We start from the raw sequence: 17,608 nt of genomic DNA on the forward strand, positions 1-17,608 counted from the left end.
CATCAGGGCACACGCGAACATGATCGAATAAAGTGTACAGCCTGTTTCCTTCACCTTATATATCATTCATTAAGTCAATTAAAAAAGACAGCTATTCAAAGATGAAGAATCTGTTACAGATAGCTATCCTTTTAAATTTTATCGTTTCCAAGCAATTTTAGTCAAGAAAAACCGAAAACCTACTTTTGGAATAAGACAAAAGTCCCTATTTCTTTCACCTCAATTGATTCGCTTACAAGCTGGACTGAGTTTGCTTCTCTCTGGAAAATAAATGGACTTGAGGCAAGCTCCCATTCACCGTTATAGGGCAGAGATATAACCTTGCCATTTCGATGACTGCAATGAATGACTGCAATCTTGCTCCATGGCCCATATGCACCTACATCGTTTAAACAATACGCGAAAATGCCATCCTCATTCCTGAAAATCTGAAAATGTCTGCTTATTTCTTGTGATGAACTGAGCCTGAATGCTCCATGGGACTTCCTTAGAGAAATAAGATGCTGAATATACCTGACATCATGTGCGTACTGCTCTCTTTCATTCCAGTTTAGCTGATTGATCTCATCAGGTGAGTTATAGCTGTTTTCCACGCCTTGTTTTGTTCGGTAAAACTCCTGCCCGCTATGAAGAAATGGAATTCCCTGTGCAAGAATGACCATACCAGCAGCAAGCTTCTGCCTGAGCTGTTTATTTTCAACTGGCTCATTTGGGAGACACAAATTCATCTTATCCCATAGCGTATAATTATCATGCGATTCTACATAATTGATGGATTGTGCAGGATTTGTGAAATGTGCAATCGAACCGCTCATGATTTTTGCAAGCATTTCCGGATTTCCAGAGTTGCCAAGAATAAATCCTTTGTCCAGCACTTCAAACGTGCTTCCTTTAATATTGTCTCTGAACTGATCGTTAAAAAAGGCGATGCCAGGCATTTTACCCGCATTTGCAATAATGGCTTTTTCTTCATATGGAAGCGGGGTAAGCAAATCCCAGCCTTCTCCTAAAATAAAAATATCAGGTTTTAACCGCTTACAAATATCGTTCACCTTATTCATTGTGTGAATATCCAATATCCCCATTAAATCAAAGCGAAAACCGTCAACATCATATTCTTTCAGCCAAAAAGTAATTGAATCTACAATAAACTTGCTGGCCATTTTCATTTCTGAAGCAAAATCATTGCCTACTCCAGTACCATTTGAAGGAAGCCCATTCTGGTCATGACGAAAGAAATATCCCGGAACAATCTTTTCAAAAGAGGAATTTTCTCTGATGTAAACATGATTGTAAACCACATCCATAATGACTCTTATCCCGTTTGCATGAATAGCCTGGATGGCTGTTTTTAATTCCTTTATTCTTGTATATGGATTTTCCGGATCAGATGAGTAGCTGCCTTCTGGAGCATTAAAATGAAGCGGGTTGTATCCCCAATTGTAATGCTCAAGAACATTCTGCTCATTGACTCCTTCAAAATCATTAAAAGGGAGCAATTCCAAATGGGTAATGCCAAGTTCTTTCAGATAGGATATACCTGATGTCATTCCCTTCCCTGTTTTTGTGTCAGTTTCAGTGAATGAAGCATATTTGCCTTTTTGGTTAATTCCGCTGTTTGGATGGATGGTAAAATCACGTATATGCGCTTCATAGATAATGGCATCCGTTAATTGAGCAAGAGGAGCTGGTTTTCGTTTCTCTACCACTGTTTGACCAAAATCTGCGATGACTCCATAAACCCCATTCATGGATACGGCTTTTGCATATGGATCAACCGCTTCATTCCAAATTAAATTAACACACACGAGATAAGTGTAGAAAACGCTGTCAAAATTACCCTTCAGTTCGATTGTCCAAATTCCGCTGTCATCTCGCTTTAGTGGAAGAGTTTCCTCCCGCTGATCGCTTGGAAACAGTAATTTCACCCGTACATCCGTCGCAGTCGGAGCCCATAACTTCATTGTTACAGAGTCTTTGCTGAAACGGACCCCAAGGTCATCCCCTTCATAATAAAAGTGGTCATCAAATTCATCCGTCCGAATTACTGCACCGATTTGCAGATCTGTTTTATTACCCAGTTCATCACATACTTCATACAATTTTCCAAATGGTTTTATGGATGAATCCAGTCTGCATTGGTATTTCACTCTGTTTTCAATATCCTGCTGACGCTCACATTGCAGCTTCAGCCTGATTTCGCCATCCAGAAGAAAAAATGTTTTATTGTCAGAGGACTGCATGTCTTTTGGGATAAGGATTGTAATTAAGTCCATTTCATCGAGGTATGCATGATATGCACGTTGTACCGATAACATTTTAGTCACCTGCCTGCAAAAGTTGTTTCATCACAACAGTATACCCATTGAGAAACAACTTGATATTAGATTTACGTATAATACTTTATGCTTTTAGGTCTCAATGTGACTGTGACCGGTGTTTCGCCTATGTATTCTCCATCCGCATGAATCATGAGCGGGGCTGCTCCAGCAATTTTTATTTCCTTTCCCGTGAACGTATGAACTTCTTTCAGTCGTGTATGCTTTCCCGCAAAAACCAGTCCAAAGAGCAGAAGCAGCTTTAATCTTGATAAATCATGTACAACGATGAGATCAAGTACACCGTCATCCGGTTTTGCAGCTGGAGAAATTTTCATGCCTCCCCCGTAAAAAGGGTGGTTGCTTACTGCCGCAAGCCAGACATTTTCAAATACGTGAACCGTGTCATCAACTGTCACAGTGACGGTACTTGGCTGATAATTCATAAGTCCTTTCAGAAGGGCTGTTATATATATTAAAGAACCTGCACGTAATTTATTCAGCAGTTTCTTCACTTCCATTTCGTTTGAAAGCTTCGCAACATAGGCATCAAACCCTGCACCAATACTGTTTACAAAGGAACGGTTCATCTGGCCTGTTTGATATTGACCAAGGTCAAAGCTTTTTACTTGCCTTTTTAACCTGAGGAAAATGGATGAATCTTCTCTAGAATGGCCATACCCTCTCTTAAAGTCATTACCGGATCCAGCTGGAATAAACCCTATCTGCACATGATTAAACTCACTCAGCCCATTTACGATTTCATGAATCGTGCCGTCTCCGCCGATTCCAATGACCGTCTTCAAGTGATAATCCTGAATCGTCGCAATTTGTCTGGCCAGAATTTCAGCATGACCAGAATAGTCCGTTAAAAAAGAACGATAGTCTATAGATTTAAGCTCGAGTTCAGCTTTTACCTTTTTCCAAACACGTAATGATCTGCCATTCCCGGCAAGGGGGTTAATGATAAAGTATATGCTGTTCTTCATCCTAATCTCCATTATCTTCAGCGATTCCATGAATATCCGCGTAGATATTCCCAGTCTAGTAAAATTATAGCTTTTTTTAGTGAAACTGTATGTACGAATCTATAAAAAAATACGCCTGCCGGCGCATTAATCGTTTCTGCGAAAAGAGTCAATCAAGCATTTGGACAAAAGAATCTCAGCAGCTTTCAGCTGATCATGCTTAATTGGCGATGTGGAATTTCTGTAAGTTTGGAACCATCCATTGAAATTTCTTTTATCTGCAAGTGTTAAATCGAATGGTGCCTCGGGAAACTCGATGAATCCGCTTTTGTACACCAGTACCTTTTTCACTTCCAGATTGATCTTGCTCTCTTTCAGTAATTGCTTAACAATTGTTCCTGTTCGATTCAAACTGATTAAAGGAGAAAGCTGTTTTTTTTCATGATCTCCCGGATTCACTGTCCAGAAGCGTTCACTTGAACCTTCAATAACGTCGTGCTGTCCCCCTTCGAGATAATGGATACATACGATTTCTCCAGGACTGATTAAAATTGGATCAAGCACAATGGACGTATTTTTTATTTTAAAAACAGGATTATACATAATGAGATGCTGATCAGGCAATTTTTGAAGAAGTTCAAGCAATCTCTCATTTTCATAAAAAGAAGCATCTGCAAATGATTTTTCACGAATGGTAGACGTGGCCCATTTCATTTGGAACTGAAAGATGTGATTCATAAATTTTGCTTTTAATTCATCCAATGATTGCGGAACGGTGTCAAAGATGTATTCCATTGTTTCTGCTTGTTGATCAGCAGCTGGAATGTTCAAATCGCATGAAATTATTTCTCCTTTTTTCCCCAACCTATTACGGACCTTTCTGAGAAAATTTTCTTTTTCCTTTTTCCCTTCTGCCCCGTCCATTGTCTCTGTTTGAGGTCTTACAAATTGCTGAAACTCATTATTTTCATAAGCATACATGATCATTTGCCATTGCTGTTTCTTTAAACGCAGAAATTGGCTTTGGTAGCGGTATAAATCCATCTCGTACCTTGAAATGCAAGAATGGATCTTGATTAGTTGAGCCAATTTTTTTCAACTCCTTATAGGATGCTTAAAATAAATGGTGCGAGCAGCGGGCAGATTATCGCTGTAAAAATGGCGCATAAAGTCATCGAAATCGAACTGATGGCTCCTTCAAGCTCACCCAGCTCCAGTGCTCTTGCTGTACCTGTTCCATGCGATGCTGCACCAAGTCCAATTCCTTTTGCTACGGAATGATGAATGCCAAAAAGCTGCAGCAATGACGGTCCAAACATTGCGCCTGATACACCTGCAATGACGACATAGATTGCAGCAAGCGCCGGTATACCTCCCATCATGTCTGCAATATCCATCGCAATTGGATTTGTCACTGATTTAGGGGCAAGAGACAAAATCAGCTCCTCATCCACATGAAAAAGCCCTGCAAGAAGTGTACCGCTGCCAATGCCAATGATGCTTCCTGCAAAAACACTTGCTAGAATAGTAAAGGCATATTTTTTCAGAATACGGCGGCTTTCATATAAAGGATAAGCCAAAGCCACAACCGCAGGTCCAAGCAGCTCATCAATCCAGATTCCGCCTTTCAAGTATTCTGAATAAGTCGTTCCAGTGCTCAATAAAAGAAGAATGATTATAAAAGTGCATGTCGCTATAGGCACAAGTATAGGCAGGGGATATTTTTTATAAAGCTGCCTCATTGCAGCATACAAGACAATCGTTAACAGTATGTATAGGACAGCAGAAAACATTAGACTTCTCCTCTTTTTTCGGAAGCTTCCGTTCTCATGGTAAGCCGCTGACCTATGGCAGCGGAAGAAATCATAACAAGGGCCGTGCTGAAAAGAGCGACAAGCGCACTTACTAATCCTTTACCGCTGAACAGATCAAAATGATCGATTAAACCGACTGTGGCCGGTATAAAAAGCAGTGATAAATGACTTAACAGCATAGAACTTCCTTCTTTTAAAAGAGGCAGCCTGATGATTTTTAATGAAAGGCAGAAAAACAGAAGAAACATTCCGATAATGCTTCCGGGCATAGAAAGCTGCAAATACTGCTGTATAAAAACTCCTGCCTGGTAAAAAAGATATAAACAAGCAATTTGAATTAATATTTTTATCCATTTCATAGTTATCCCTGCTTTGCATTTGTTGTTACACAGGATGACAGGCAAATCTTATTCAGCGCAGCATCACGTTGTGTATGGAATGGTATTTAGGAATTTTATCAAGATTTGTCTCAAAGAGATCCACACCAGCCACGGTAAAGCTCTTTTGTTCAGGTGAAGCTATCCGCTGATCTAAGAAATTTTCTTCTGATATCCATTTTTTTGCAATGGTAACATGCGGAGTAAACGGGCGCTCATCCAGTTTGAAATCAGCATGTTTGCAAATATGATAAACCTGGCTCCTGAGCTCTGCAAGCTTTTTTGAATCCTCTGTTCCCAGCCAGAAAATCCTTGGTGACTGCGGTCTTCCGAACGTCTGGAATGTAGTTGTCTGCAGCTGGAAGGCATGATTATTTACAAGGGACTTCTCAAGATCATGTTTCACCTGCTCTAATTGATTTTCTGATTCCGGATGTCCTAAAAATGCCAGAGTAAGATGATAATCAAGCGGATGCACCCAAGACTTAAATTGTTTTTCTTCTCTTAAAGAAAATGCTTGATTATAAATCGATTTTGCCGTTTCTTCTGGAAGTGATATACCTATAAAATAGTGTTTCAAAGCTGTCATGTCAGTCTCCTTATTCGCACTGAAGGCTGTTTAGGCAATAACTCACAATACCCTGCAGCCAACATTTGATTATTTTCTGCTGAATTAAAACATCTTTCAGCTTTTTATAGTTTTATCCGACAACCGAGAAAAATCCCTTTCGTTTTCATCTTATCAAAGCAACAGGCAAGAATATAATCAAGCGCTTTTGGATGGCTGCCGAAAAAATATATGCTATCATATCAAATAAAGGAGCTGTGATAAATGCGTGTAGTTGAAAATATAGCAGATTTAATTGGCGATACTCCCTTGGTGAAATTAAATCGGCTGAACCCGGAAAACGGAGCGGACGTCTATTTGAAGCTTGAATTTTTCAATCCAAGCGGAAGTGTAAAGGACAGAGCTGCATTAAATATGATCCTTGAGGCTGAAAAACAGGGCCTTTTAAATAAGAATTCCACCATAATTGAGCCGACTTCAGGCAATACTGGCATTGGACTTGCAATGAACGCTGCTGCAAGAGGCTATAAAGCCATACTTGTTATGCCTGACACGATGACACAGGAACGAATCAATCTATTGAAAGCATATGGCGCTAAAGTGGTGCTGACTCCTGGCGATGAGAAAATGAATGGTGCCATCAATAAAGCGAATGAACTGGCAAAAGACATCCCGGACAGCTTTGTTCCTATGCAGTTTGATAATGAAGCAAACTCAGATGCACACCGCAAATCAACCGCCATTGAAATCATTTCTGCAATGGACGGGCTTGGCAAAAAACTGTCTGCATTTGTGGCAACTGCCGGTACAGGCGGAACAATTACAGGAACTGGCGAAAGGCTGAAAGACCATTATCCTGATTTAACAGTTCACGTTGTTGAGCCTGCAGGATCTCCTGTCCTTTCTGGCGGTAAGCCAGGCAAGCATAAGCTTGTAGGCACAAGTCCTGGATTCATACCTGAAATTCTGAATCAGAACGTCTATAATGAAATTTTCAAAATTAAAGACGAACAAGCTTATGACATTACCCGCCGTCTTGCTGCCGAAGAAGGCATATTAGTCGGCCCATCATCTGGTGCAGCCTGCTTTGCTGCACTGGAAGTAGCGAAACGTCTGACTCCTGATGATGTAGTCGTGTGCATCGCCTGCGACACAGGTGAGCGCTATTTATCAAGTGATTTATTTCTCCAGGAATAAGAACAAAAGCTCAGGGCGCCAATGCCCGCTCCGACAGGCTGAAAAGAATTCGACAGAACCGTCCGGGTTTGACTTATAATTTACCATGCAACAGAAAGAGCTGCCCGGCACTTATTCCGGAGCAGCTTTTCTTATTCGTATATTCATAATAGCTAATACAGCTAACGCGACCGTTGAAAGAATACCAAAAAATAAATATACATATAGGATAGAAAAACCTTCTAAGATTAAACCGCCGAAAAATGTGCAGAACCAGTTTCCGAGTCCATTCCCTACTGATGAATAGAGGGAAATGGCTGTCGCCCCTACAGAAATTGGCGCGAGATCTCTCACATATTGAAGGGCTGCCGGAATAAACAGGCCTACAGACAATCCTTGTGCAATGGTCGTAACATAAACAACTTCAAGCGGAGGCTCCAAGAAGTACAGAAACCATCTCAGGATTGAAATAAAAGTAGCCATCATAAGAATATTCATCATCCCAAGCCTGCTGATCCAGCTGCTTGCGAATTTCATAAAAGGCGCTTCACTGCCGGCTGCAAGAAGGAATGCTATGCCTATCCCTGTCAGTCCCCCGCCAAGCTCTGCCACAAAAATTCCAAAGTAAATATTGTTTGCTAAGATTGGTCCCATCACCAGAAAAGCAACAAATAAAAACATGAAATACCTTGGGACATTAGCAAGCTCTTTTATTCCTTCCCTGATGCTGATTTGCAATGTTTTCGTTTCATTCGGAAGCTGATAGGCGAAAAAAACAGCAATAAATAAAATAAAGGCAAATGCATAGAAAATCATTCTTAATGAAAAAAGCTCTGAAAGCTGCCCTACAGCCATAACAGCGACCGCAAATCCAACCGCACCCCACAGACGGATTGAACCGTACTCTGTTTTTGTTTTTTGTACGTAATTCATTGAGATGCTGTCTGATAATGGAATGAGCGCACTCTGTACAATCGCAAGGAGCGAAGCAATGGCAATCAGCCAAATATATGTATCAATCATTGAAAAAACAAGTCCAAAAATCCCTGCAAGCGACAGCGCAATCGTTAATAAAACAGTCGGTTTTTGCGTCATGTCACTTAAAATACCCCACAGAGGCTGAATCAAAATCATTACAACCGGACTGATGCTCATAATCATTCCTATTTGACTTCCTGAAAGCCCGACACTGTCTTTAAGATACACAGGAAGCAGCGGAAATAGCGAACCGAAAGCAAAAAAAACAAAAAAATAAAAAGAATAAAAGTGAACTCTAGTTGTACGATGCTCTCTTTGCAATGAATATTCCAAAACAGCAGCCTTCTTTCTTTTAGGTTCTTTTCTAACTTTCAAATTTAAAACCAGAAAAGAACGTATAACCCTTTTTAAATACGAAATTGATATTTGGGGCACAGCCTTTCTAAAAGGCAAAACTCCCAGAAAAACCGCCCTCCGATAACAGAGAGCGGCCAAAAAGCTTCTTTACTCATCCTACCACAACAGGCGGAATTCGTTAACATTACTTTGCCAATTCATAAATGGCTTGTGCATAAATAGCGGTAGCTTTAAGCAAATCGTCAATGATGACATATTCATCTTTTTGATGAGCAACATCAGGTCTCCCCGGGAACATTGGGCCAAACGCCACACCAGCCTTCAGTGAACGTGCATAGGTACCGCCCCCTATAGCAATCAATTCAGCACGATCCCCTGTTTGTTCTTCATACACTTTTTTAAGTATTTGAATTAATTCATGCTCTGCCTCAACATAATGAGGCTTTGAATCACTTAGAGAAGCTAACTGAAATTCGGTAATGGATTTCAATCCTTCTGAAATCCGCTCAACATCACCAGTTACAGGATAGCGGATATTCACACCAAGCTCTCCTGATTTTTCACTATCATAAGAAATGATGCCAAGGTTCACAGTAAGCGGGCCGCTCACTTCATCTTCATATTGAATGCCAAGTTTCTCACCGCTCGTGTCATTGCTGAAAAAGGCAACAATCTGTCTGATAAATAGTTTCCCGTTATGATCCAATTCCTCATCTGCAAGGAAAAGGGAAAGGAGCAGTCCTGCATTCTTTCCTGTTTGCGGCAAACTTCCATGTGCCGAAACACCTTCAGCTTTAAGTGTAAGCACTCCATTTTCTTCAGAAGCACTGCCTGTTATATCATATTGGTTTAAATATTTGCTGTATTTTTCTGTAAGCCCCTCTGCATCATCAGACCGAATAAGAGCTTCTGCATAATCCGGAACCATGTTGAAGCGCCTTCCAGATTGAAAAGAAAGCAGTTTTGTCTCGCTTTTGCTGCTTAGTGCTTTATCAAAGAAATATGTAAGCTTTGCATCGATGATTCCTTTTTCAGCATTGATAATCGGAAAATCTGCATCAGGTGCAAAGCCGAGTGCAGGCATTTCTTCATGTTTAAAATAGTGATCCACACATCCCCAGTCACTTTCTTCATCTGTTCCAAGAATCATGCGGACTCTTTTGTTCAATGGCAGTCCGAGGTCTTTTACGATTTTCATTGCATAATAGGCCGCCATTGTAGGACCCTTATCATCAATGGCTCCGCGTGCAAAAATTTTTCCGTCTCTTATTTCCGCCCCAAAAGGATCACTGCTCCAGCCGTCACCCTCTGGTACAACATCAACGTGGCACAGAATTCCAACGATATCTTCCCCTTGTCCCATTTCCAGGTGACCGGCATAGCCCTCGAGATTTTTTGAAATAAATCCGTCTTTTTCTCCCTTTTCGAGCATGTGAGTCAGAGCTTCATTAATTCCTATTCCAAATGGAGCGCCTGCCTTGACTGTTTTTTTATCAAGCAAGCTTTTAATGCGCAAAAATTCTTGAGTGTCTTTAATAAAATCTTCTTTCCTGCTTAAAACTTCCTGCATCCAATCCATCTTTAAACCCCTTTTCATATTTATTTCAATAAGTCCTTACCTAGTAAGATACCAAAGGATGCGGACATAAGAAAGCTTGGACAGGAGAAACTAAAATGGGTGTAAAATGAAAACCCCTTGCATTTTACCTAAAAAACGAATATTATTATAAATGTTTTGTAAAAATGTTCGTTAATTGGAGGCTCTCATGTTTAAATTAAAAGAAAATCAAACGACTGTGCGAACAGAAACGCTGGCTGGACTTACAACGTTTTTAACTATGGTTTACATTGTCGTCGTTAATCCTATTATCCTTGCTGACGCTGGTGTTCCTTTTGACCAGGTGTTTACAGCAACAATTATCGCCGCTATTGTCGGTACATTGTGGATGGCGCTTGCAGCGAACTATCCGATTGCAATTGCTCCTGGTATGGGATTGAATGCATATTTTGCTTATTCCGTTGTCGGCGGTCATCAAGTCAGCTATCAGATTGCATTTGCATCCGTATTTGTAGCCGGTATTCTTTTTCTGATATTATCTTTAACTCCGTTCCGCAAAAAATTGATTGAAGCGATTCCGTCTAATTTAAAATATGGCATTACAGCAGGAATCGGTCTTTTTATAGCCTTTATCGGCCTGCGTTTAACTGGAATTGTTACGGATCATCCAGAAAACCTTGTAACGCTTGGAGATTTGACTTCTCCCCCTGTGATCCTCGCACTTGTTGGACTTGCTGTTACGCTGGTATTAATGAGTTTAAATGTACATGGCGCCCTCTTTTTCGGAATGATCATTACTGGTATTATCGCTTTCTTTACTGGGGAACTTTCTTTTAAAGAAGGATTCGTTTCCATGCCCGGCCTGCCGGAAGGATTTATTATCTTAAATCCTGTTGAAGCAATCGGGCAAGTAATTCAGCATGGCCTTTATGCCGTTGTATTCTCATTCCTGCTTGTTACTATCTTTGATACAACTGGAACAATGATTGGGGTAGCTCAGCAAGCAGGTCTAATGAAAGGCAATGAACTGCCTAACGCCCGCAAAGCCCTTTTAGCTGATTCTGCTGCAACAACAGTCGGGGCTATGTTCGGAACAAGCCCTACAACTGCTTACATTGAATCTTCTGCGGGGGTTGCTGCAGGAGGACGTACTGGACTTACAACTTTAACTGTAGCCGTACTATTTGGTTTAACTGCTTTCTTCAGCCCGCTTGTCGGAGCTGTCTCTGGAATTGCTGCCATCACGGCTCCTGCATTAATTATTGTCGGAAGCTTAATGATGGGCAACATTGCAAAAATTAACTGGAATGAAATTGATGAAGCATTCCCTGCGTTTCTTGTCATTATCAGCATGCCGCTTACATCAAGCATTGCAACGGGCATTGCACTTGGATTCATTTCATATCCTCTTATGAAAATTGCAAAAGGGAAATGGAAAGAAGTTCATCTGTTTGTTTACATTTTCGCTGTTTTATTCTTTATACAGCTGGTTTTCCTGGGTGGGCATTAATCGCTTTTTCGCAGGAAGTGAAAGAGGCTCCCCCAAAAGTCGTGGACTTTTGGGGGTTTTTTATTAGGGTTTTAACTGAATAAAAAATTAGATTTTTTCCGAGCACAATTAAATGAATTGATACAGCCGAGTTTTTGAAAACCTTCGGCATATTGAAAATTATTTATAAAATACTTAAAAGCATCCATACTAAAGATGGATGCTTTTTCATATAAAAACACAAAAATGTCATACTATTCAGAATTAACTACATATAGTAAAATATGATATATAAGTTTTAACTTTTTGCAATTAGATTAAAACTATGTAAAAATTTTGTTAATTCGAGCATTTTACTAGTATGAAGCTGTCGAAATCGTGTAAAATATTGTTGTAGCGTTCATAAGATAAATAAGAACAGTAACATCTGCAGTAGGGGACATCGTAGGTTGTAGTAGGCTATGCCGTACGATCAAATGATAAGGAGTGGTTTTTTGAAACCTTCAACAAACCGTATGCTAACTCGTATCAAATCTGTCTACATGTTTATCCATGAAAGAGGTACTGTGACAACTCAGCAGCTTGTCGACGAATTTGGTATTACACCACGAACCATTCAAAGAGATTTAAATGTGTTAGCGTATAATGACCTGGTTCGGAGCCCAAGCAGAGGCAAATGGACAATTACACAAAAGAAGGTTAGAAAAATGTCTTCTTAAAAAGAGACTGAACAATGGAAAATCAAAACGTTTTGTATACATAAGAAAACCAGCCAAAATAAGATGGCTGGTTTTTTTCTGCTGATATAACGTTTTCGGAATCTATTTTTATAATTCAACCGCTTTAGCATTCTGCAATGCTTCCACTTCTTCTTCTGTAAGCTCGCGGTACTCGCCTAACTCCAGACTTTCATCAAGCAATAGCGGGCCCATGCTGATTCTTTTTAAGTAGGTTACTTTTTTCCCGACAGCCTCAAACATTCGTTTCACCTGATGAAACTTGCCTTCTGTGATGGTAATGTGAATTTCCGACTGCTCGTCTGCAGAAAGAATCACAAGAGATGCAGGCTTTGTAACATATCCATCATCAAGCTCTACACCTTGTTTAAAAGCCGCAGCGTCCTCCTCAGTTACTTTTCCAAGGATTGTTGCACAATACGTTTTCGGTACATGCTTTTTAGGAGACAGCAGCTGATGTGACAGCTGGCCATCATTTGTAAGCAGCAGAAGTCCCTCTGTATCTTTATCAAGACGCCCAACAGGAAACGGCTTGTAAACGGCGTCTTCCATTTCCAGCAGGTCAATAACGGTTTCCTGCACAGAGTCCTCTGTTGCTGATAGATAGCCCCCTGGTTTATTAAGCATTAAATAAATATGCTCCCTATAATCGACCGTCTCCCCATGCACGGTTATCACTTGTTCAGAGGGATCAACATGTGTCTTGGCATCTTTAATGCTGACTCCATCCGCTTTTACAGCACCTGTCTTTAAAAGCTGTTTTACTTCTTTTCGGCTCCCATAGCCAATGTTTGATAATAATTTATCTATTCTCATAAACAATCTGCTCCTGACCTATTAAAAAGGAAGGCTCTTATTCAGCAGCCTTCCTTTTTCGATTTAAAAATGAAAAACGATTTCCGAACAGCTTTTCAAGCAAATGAGACCGGTAGGCAATGTATAAATAAGCACCTGCTCCAAGACCTATCGATATAATTAAGATAATCGTTGACGGGATCTTCCCATCTGAATAATCTATAAAAATAGACAACACGGACTGCGACACAGAAACGATCATGGCCATAAAGGCTGTCAGTATTCCGATAAAAACGGTTCTTTTAAAAAGAAGCCTGAAGGAATACTTGGCATGACGGTGAATCATGGCAAAGCTGTAAATGATTGAAGCTCCAAAGCCAATGGCAGTGGCCATAATCGAGCCAAGTCCCTGAAACATCACAATCAAAGGCGCGTTAACAGCCATTTTAATGATTAATCCAAAGGCCAGTGAGATAACAGCAAGCTTTTGTTTGTTGATCCCTTGTAAAACAGCTGCAGTTACCGTGAAGAATGAAAACAGAATCGCAACTGGAGCAAACCATCTTAACAGCTCTGCACCTGCAGGGTTATCGTTGTAAAAGAGCATATATGCAGGTTCTGCAAGCACAGCCAGTCCTACAACAGCCGGCAATACTAAGAAAATGATAATCTGAAATGCCTGATCGATCTGCCGGTTTAACAACGGCATGTTTTTATCTACGAAAGATCTGGTAATAGTAGGTACAAGTGTTAAACCAAATGCTGTTGCCAGTGATACTGGAATCATGACAAGCTTTGGCAGATATAACGTGACAATTGAGAAGATATTCGCCGAAATATCTGCAAAACCGGCAGATGTCATGGCTCTATTAAAAGTATTTGTGTCTACATAATTGTATAATGGAATCGCTAATCCCACGAATACGAATGGACCTGCATACGAGAAAAGCTCTTTGAACATTCCGCCTGTTGTAATATCACTGACAGGCACCAGATTCTCTCTCATAGCTTCAAGCGTATGCTTTCGTCTTTGCCAGTAAATGAATAGGACAAGCAATCCTCCTATTGCCCCGACAAAGGCAGCAAACGTTGCATACCCTACTGCCGTTACAAGACTTCCATTAAAAACCCTCAGTACGAGATAAGCAGCTATCAGCAAAAAAGCAATTCTGACTATTTGTTCAATCACCTGAGAAACGGCAGTAGGACCCATTGACTGATGGCCCTGGAAAAAACCGCGTATTAAACTCATGATTGGAACAACAATCAAAGCAAGACTGACCATCCGAATAACTAAAACCGCGTCATCAACCGTAGTATTTCCAAGTTCTTTTTGTCCCAATGCACTTTCAGCAAAAAACGGCGCCAGGAAATAAAGAATGGCAAACGCTATAACACCAGTTCCAAACATGACGGATATACCGACTCTGAACATCTTCCTGCTCGTTGCATAATCACCGATGGAATTATATTTTGATACAAACTTTGAAACCGCTTGAGGAAACCCCAATGTGGCAATCCCCAGAAAAACGGCATATTGAGCATATCCATACTGATATAGTGCTCCCCCGTCTTCACCGATCAGGGCAAAGAATGGAATGACATAAATCATCCCTAATATTCTAGAAATATATGTGCCGAGCGTTAATACTAACGTCCCTCTTAATAATTTATTCGACATTTATGAAATCACCAATTTCTCTCTGAAGATTCAACTTTTCTATTTTAACACAATAAACCTCCATAACAATAATGTTTGTATACAGCTCGTCCGATAATAAAACGGCCGTATTTTGATTTCTTTAGGATTCAGCTATAATAAGATAGGAAATAAGGTTTTTAGAAAGAAAAAGGTTGTGAGCAAATGAATTATGATGTAGTCATTATCGGAGGCGGCCCTTCTGGTTTGATGGCGGCAATTGCTGCCGGAGAACAGGGTGCTAATGTACTCCTGCTTGATAAAGGAAATAAACTCGGCAGAAAACTCGCGATTTCCGGCGGCGGCCGCTGCAATGTAACGAACCGCCTTCCGATCGATGAAATTGTAAAGCATATCCCGGGAAATGGACGTTTTTTATATAGCGCTTTTTCAGAATTCAGCAACGAAGATATCATTCGTTTTTTTGAAAAGCTTGGCATACCGCTGAAAGAAGAAGATCACGGAAGGATGTTTCCTGTATCAGATAAGGCTCAATCTGTTGTAGATGCTTTACTGAATCAGCTGAAAAAACTTCATGTGACAATAAGGACAAATGAACCTGTTGAAACCGTAGATTATATAGAAGGCAAAGCCGCGGGAGTTCTATTAAAGAACGGAGAATACATCAGCACAAATGCAGTGGTTATTGCAGTCGGCGGTAAAAGCGTTCCCCACACAGGGAGCACGGGTGACGGCTATGCTTGGGCTGAAAAAGCAGGCCATACCATTACAGAGCTCTTTCCTACAGAAGTTCCGATCACTTCAAATGAGCCATTCATTCAGGAAAAATCATTGCAGGGTCTGTCGCTCAGGAATGTTGCTTTAAGTGTCCTGAATCCGAAAGGAAAAGTTATAAAAACTCACCAAATGGACATGATCTTCACCCACTTCGGCATATCAGGCCCAGCTGTCCTGCGCTGCAGTCAGTATGTTGTAAAAGCAATGAAAAAGTTCAAAACAACTTCCATTCCAATGAGCATCGATTCATTTCCTGATCAAAATGCAGAGGAGTTATTCCAGCAAACGGTTAAGCTGTTAAAAGCAGAACCTAAAAAGGCCGTTAAAAATGTTTTAAAAGGATTTCTGTCTGAACGATATCTTCACTTTTTATTAGAGCGGAACGGAATTGACCAGCAGGTGACGTTTGCGAACTTATCTATGGAGAAATTGCGCGGATTTGTCGGAGACTGCAAGCAGTTTCAGTTCAACGTGCATGGAACACTGTCCATCGACAAAGCATTTGTAACAGGCGGAGGTGTATCTGTAAAAGAAATACACCCTAAACAAATGGCTTCCAAATTGATGAACGGTCTATATTTTTGCGGAGAGATTCTTGATATTCATGGATATACCGGAGGGTACAACATAACGTCTGCGCTTGTTACAGGCAGACTCGCAGGCAAAAATGCCGCAGAATATGTAAAGGAAGCGGCTAAACTGTAGCTGCTTCCTTTTTTTAGGTTCTGTATAAGACTAACGCTGAAAAACAATAAAGCTGCTCGCCATCTTCATTGCAGGCAGCTGCCACGTTGTACTTTATATCCACAAGCTGTTCGTCTGAAATGGATTTTAAAAAGTGGTTGATTTCACGTTCCAGATCTTTTTCATGCTCCTTATCAAAAACGGCTACCTTGTACATTTAACACCATCCCATATCATACCCTTCTGCATATTGCTGCTGAAGCTCACAATTCCGTTCATAAATTCGGTAAAACCTGTCCCCTTCCACAACAAATCCGCTTACTAATTCATATTCCCGTCCCTCAGAAGTTATGACAAGCTTTCCGATGTATTCCTTCCCAATATACAATTCCATGAATTCTCCATGGAGCTTTGCAAGCACCCGTCCCGTTACTTCAAGCTTGTGATATTCAGACATATCACATCCCTCCTTATTCTATTGTATTTTGGAGGGTATAAGATTATGATAGCGTTTTCATGTTTGAATTTAACTATTCCCTTACACTCTAATTAGCAGGTATCTGGAAAAAAGATAGTAATTCATCCAAATCGGCAAGTATTTCTCCGGTTTCCGCCTGTAATGAAGCTATTTCGGCAAGTAAAATAAATTCCGTTTGAAGACCCCGGATCGGTTGTTTCTTATTATCCTGCACTATAGATTTGTGCGAGCGTGAAATCGATAAAATGAATCGCAAAACACTAATTTTAACACCAGAATGGCCTTTTCCAGCTGCCCTTGGTACATTGATCCCTCCAGAAATGTAAAAGTACACATTTTATGAACTGGACATTATTATGCTTATTCTCCTAAATCGGGGCAACTATCCGATAAGCCCTGTAACGATCTGCAAACAAGGGTTCACGATCCAGAACTTTGTCCTAACTATCCTGAGCTCAACTCGGAAGAAATGCTAAAACATAAAAAAATCCCTGTTCTAAACAGGGATCTTATCTTAAGCTAATTCACTTTTGCGTTTTGTATCGCCTTTCCAGTCAAGCATTCCGCCGGCCATATTTGTGACCTTATAGCCTTGGTCCTCCAGGTATGCGCAGACATTCCCGCTGCGTCCGCCTGAGCGGCAGACGATGATGTATTCTTTCTCTTTATCAAAAGCATCGAGATTTTCAGGGATTTCTCCCATTCGAATGTGTTTCGCTTCTGGTATCATGCCTTCTTCTACTTCGTCATCCTCGCGAACATCTACAAGATTCAATGTTTCTCCGTTTATAAGTTTCTTATGTAATTCTTCTGTCGAAATTTCTTTCATTTGGATTACTTCCTTTCACTGGCAGATGAGTTTATTATACCAAAG

At 40.5% G+C, this 17,608-nt stretch carries 17 protein-coding genes; 4 read left to right on the forward strand and 13 right to left on the reverse strand.

Features of this window, described 5'->3' with window-relative positions; all coding sequences use genetic code 11:
• Positions 1 to 179 precede the first annotated feature (179 nt).
• The 6 genes from pulA to thpR all read right to left on the reverse strand — a co-directional run bounded on the left by pulA (position 180) and on the right by thpR (position 6,066).
• Entirely contained in the window at positions 180 to 2,318 is a 2,139-nt protein-coding gene (pulA, locus tag QLQ22_RS19650) for a type I pullulanase (RefSeq protein ID WP_284015381.1), read from the reverse strand.
• A gap of 71 nt (positions 2,319 to 2,389) precedes the next feature.
• Positions 2,390 to 3,307 carry a diacylglycerol/lipid kinase family protein gene (locus QLQ22_RS19655; RefSeq protein ID WP_284015382.1) on the reverse strand — a complete coding sequence of 306 codons (918 nt, stop codon included), beginning with the start codon at positions 3,305 to 3,307 and terminating at the stop codon, positions 2,390 to 2,392.
• Between the two features lie 126 nt (positions 3,308 to 3,433).
• Positions 3,434 to 4,375, reverse strand: coding sequence for a nuclease-related domain-containing protein (locus QLQ22_RS19660; protein WP_284015383.1), 942 nt, complete (start codon positions 4,373 to 4,375; stop codon positions 3,434 to 3,436).
• Between the two features lie 14 nt (positions 4,376 to 4,389).
• A complete protein-coding gene (locus tag QLQ22_RS19665) occupies positions 4,390 to 5,079 on the reverse strand; it encodes an LrgB family protein (RefSeq protein ID WP_223437363.1) in 690 nt (229 codons plus the stop codon).
• Positions 5,079 to 5,459 (reverse strand): CidA/LrgA family protein, encoded by a 381-nt coding sequence (locus tag QLQ22_RS19670; protein WP_223437365.1) that lies wholly within the window; start codon positions 5,457 to 5,459, stop codon positions 5,079 to 5,081. Before QLQ22_RS19670 ends, QLQ22_RS19665 begins: the two co-directional genes overlap by 1 nt.
• A gap of 52 nt (positions 5,460 to 5,511) precedes the next feature.
• On the reverse strand, positions 5,512 to 6,066 hold the full coding sequence (gene thpR, locus QLQ22_RS19675) for an RNA 2',3'-cyclic phosphodiesterase (RefSeq protein WP_223437368.1): 555 nt from the start codon (positions 6,064 to 6,066) through the stop codon (positions 5,512 to 5,514).
• Between the two features lie 243 nt (positions 6,067 to 6,309).
• Here thpR and cysK point away from each other — a divergent pair, with 243 nt between their 5' ends.
• Entirely contained in the window at positions 6,310 to 7,242 is a 933-nt protein-coding gene (cysK, locus tag QLQ22_RS19680) for a cysteine synthase A (RefSeq protein WP_223437369.1), read from the forward strand.
• Positions 7,243 to 7,353: 111 nt separating this feature from the next.
• On the opposite strand, the gene QLQ22_RS19685 is transcribed toward cysK, so the two are convergent.
• Both QLQ22_RS19685 and pepV read right to left on the reverse strand, forming a co-directional pair.
• Positions 7,354 to 8,532, reverse strand: a complete 1,179-nt coding sequence (locus QLQ22_RS19685; RefSeq protein ID WP_284015384.1) for an MFS transporter — start codon at positions 8,530 to 8,532, stop codon at positions 7,354 to 7,356.
• A gap of 208 nt (positions 8,533 to 8,740) precedes the next feature.
• On the reverse strand, positions 8,741 to 10,135 hold the full coding sequence (gene pepV, locus QLQ22_RS19690; protein ID WP_252207279.1) for a dipeptidase PepV: 1,395 nt from the start codon (positions 10,133 to 10,135) through the stop codon (positions 8,741 to 8,743).
• Positions 10,136 to 10,322: 187 nt separating this feature from the next.
• On the opposite strand from pepV, the gene QLQ22_RS19695 reads away from it, so the two are divergent.
• On the forward strand, positions 10,323 to 11,624 hold the full coding sequence (locus QLQ22_RS19695) for an NCS2 family permease (protein ID WP_284015385.1): 1,302 nt from the start codon (positions 10,323 to 10,325) through the stop codon (positions 11,622 to 11,624).
• Between the two features lie 473 nt (positions 11,625 to 12,097).
• Positions 12,098 to 12,322 (forward strand): DeoR family transcriptional regulator, encoded by a 225-nt coding sequence (locus QLQ22_RS19700; RefSeq protein WP_029278908.1) that lies wholly within the window; start codon positions 12,098 to 12,100, stop codon positions 12,320 to 12,322.
• 108 nt (positions 12,323 to 12,430) lie between these two features.
• Here QLQ22_RS19700 and QLQ22_RS19705 read toward each other — a convergent pair whose 3' ends face one another.
• Positions 12,431 to 13,156 (reverse strand): pseudouridine synthase, encoded by a 726-nt coding sequence (locus tag QLQ22_RS19705; protein ID WP_284015386.1) that lies wholly within the window; start codon positions 13,154 to 13,156, stop codon positions 12,431 to 12,433.
• 37 nt (positions 13,157 to 13,193) lie between these two features.
• The gene (locus QLQ22_RS19710; protein WP_223437378.1) at positions 13,194 to 14,816 is read right to left on the reverse strand and encodes a putative polysaccharide biosynthesis protein; all 1,623 of its coding nucleotides are present in this window, start codon (positions 14,814 to 14,816) and stop codon (positions 13,194 to 13,196) included.
• A 183-nt stretch (positions 14,817 to 14,999) separates the two neighbouring features.
• On the opposite strand from QLQ22_RS19710, the gene QLQ22_RS19715 reads away from it, so the two are divergent.
• On the forward strand, positions 15,000 to 16,277 hold the full coding sequence (locus tag QLQ22_RS19715) for a BaiN/RdsA family NAD(P)/FAD-dependent oxidoreductase (protein WP_252207281.1): 1,278 nt from the start codon (positions 15,000 to 15,002) through the stop codon (positions 16,275 to 16,277).
• A 13-nt stretch (positions 16,278 to 16,290) separates the two neighbouring features.
• Here QLQ22_RS19715 and QLQ22_RS19720 read toward each other — a convergent pair whose 3' ends face one another.
• From QLQ22_RS19720 to QLQ22_RS19730, 3 genes are all read right to left on the reverse strand, one after another.
• The gene (locus QLQ22_RS19720) at positions 16,291 to 16,473 is read right to left on the reverse strand and encodes a sporulation protein Cse60 (protein ID WP_070876571.1); all 183 of its coding nucleotides are present in this window, start codon (positions 16,471 to 16,473) and stop codon (positions 16,291 to 16,293) included.
• A complete protein-coding gene (locus QLQ22_RS19725; RefSeq protein ID WP_223437382.1) occupies positions 16,474 to 16,713 on the reverse strand; it encodes a DUF2553 family protein in 240 nt (79 codons plus the stop codon).
• Positions 16,714 to 17,248: 535 nt separating this feature from the next.
• Complete coding sequence (locus QLQ22_RS19730; RefSeq protein WP_252207282.1) at positions 17,249 to 17,563, reverse strand: rhodanese-like domain-containing protein; 315 nt, start codon at positions 17,561 to 17,563, stop codon at positions 17,249 to 17,251.
• Positions 17,564 to 17,608: the final 45 nt, after the last annotated feature.

The organism is Metabacillus hrfriensis, from assembly GCF_030127205.1.
GTDB lineage: Bacteria > Bacillota > Bacilli > Bacillales > Bacillaceae > Bacillus_P > Bacillus_P dongyingensis.

Bases quoted from the DNA above. Each gene is read 5' to 3' on its own strand.
- QLQ22_RS19695 (WP_284015385.1), top strand. From the start codon at position 10,323: ATGTTTAAATTAAAAGAAAATCAAACGACTGTGCGAACAGAAACGCTG.
- pepV (WP_252207279.1), bottom strand. From the start codon at position 10,135: ATGGATTGGATGCAGGAAGTTTTAAGCAGGAAAGAAGATTTTATTAAA.
- cysK (WP_223437369.1), top strand. From the start codon at position 6,310: ATGCGTGTAGTTGAAAATATAGCAGATTTAATTGGCGATACTCCCTTG.
- QLQ22_RS19710 (WP_223437378.1), bottom strand. From the start codon at position 14,816: ATGTCGAATAAATTATTAAGAGGGACGTTAGTATTAACGCTCGGCACA.
- thpR (WP_223437368.1), bottom strand. From the start codon at position 6,066: ATGACAGCTTTGAAACACTATTTTATAGGTATATCACTTCCAGAAGAA.
- QLQ22_RS19725 (WP_223437382.1), bottom strand. From the start codon at position 16,713: ATGTCTGAATATCACAAGCTTGAAGTAACGGGACGGGTGCTTGCAAAG.
- QLQ22_RS19655 (WP_284015382.1), bottom strand. From the start codon at position 3,307: ATGAAGAACAGCATATACTTTATCATTAACCCCCTTGCCGGGAATGGC.
- QLQ22_RS19730 (WP_252207282.1), bottom strand. From the start codon at position 17,563: ATGAAAGAAATTTCGACAGAAGAATTACATAAGAAACTTATAAACGGA.
- QLQ22_RS19670 (WP_223437365.1), bottom strand. From the start codon at position 5,459: ATGAAATGGATAAAAATATTAATTCAAATTGCTTGTTTATATCTTTTT.
- QLQ22_RS19720 (WP_070876571.1), bottom strand. From the start codon at position 16,473: ATGTACAAGGTAGCCGTTTTTGATAAGGAGCATGAAAAAGATCTGGAA.
- QLQ22_RS19665 (WP_223437363.1), bottom strand. From the start codon at position 5,079: ATGTTTTCTGCTGTCCTATACATACTGTTAACGATTGTCTTGTATGCT.
- QLQ22_RS19715 (WP_252207281.1), top strand. From the start codon at position 15,000: ATGAATTATGATGTAGTCATTATCGGAGGCGGCCCTTCTGGTTTGATG.
- pulA (WP_284015381.1), bottom strand. From the start codon at position 2,318: ATGTTATCGGTACAACGTGCATATCATGCATACCTCGATGAAATGGAC.
- QLQ22_RS19705 (WP_284015386.1), bottom strand. From the start codon at position 13,156: ATGAGAATAGATAAATTATTATCAAACATTGGCTATGGGAGCCGAAAA.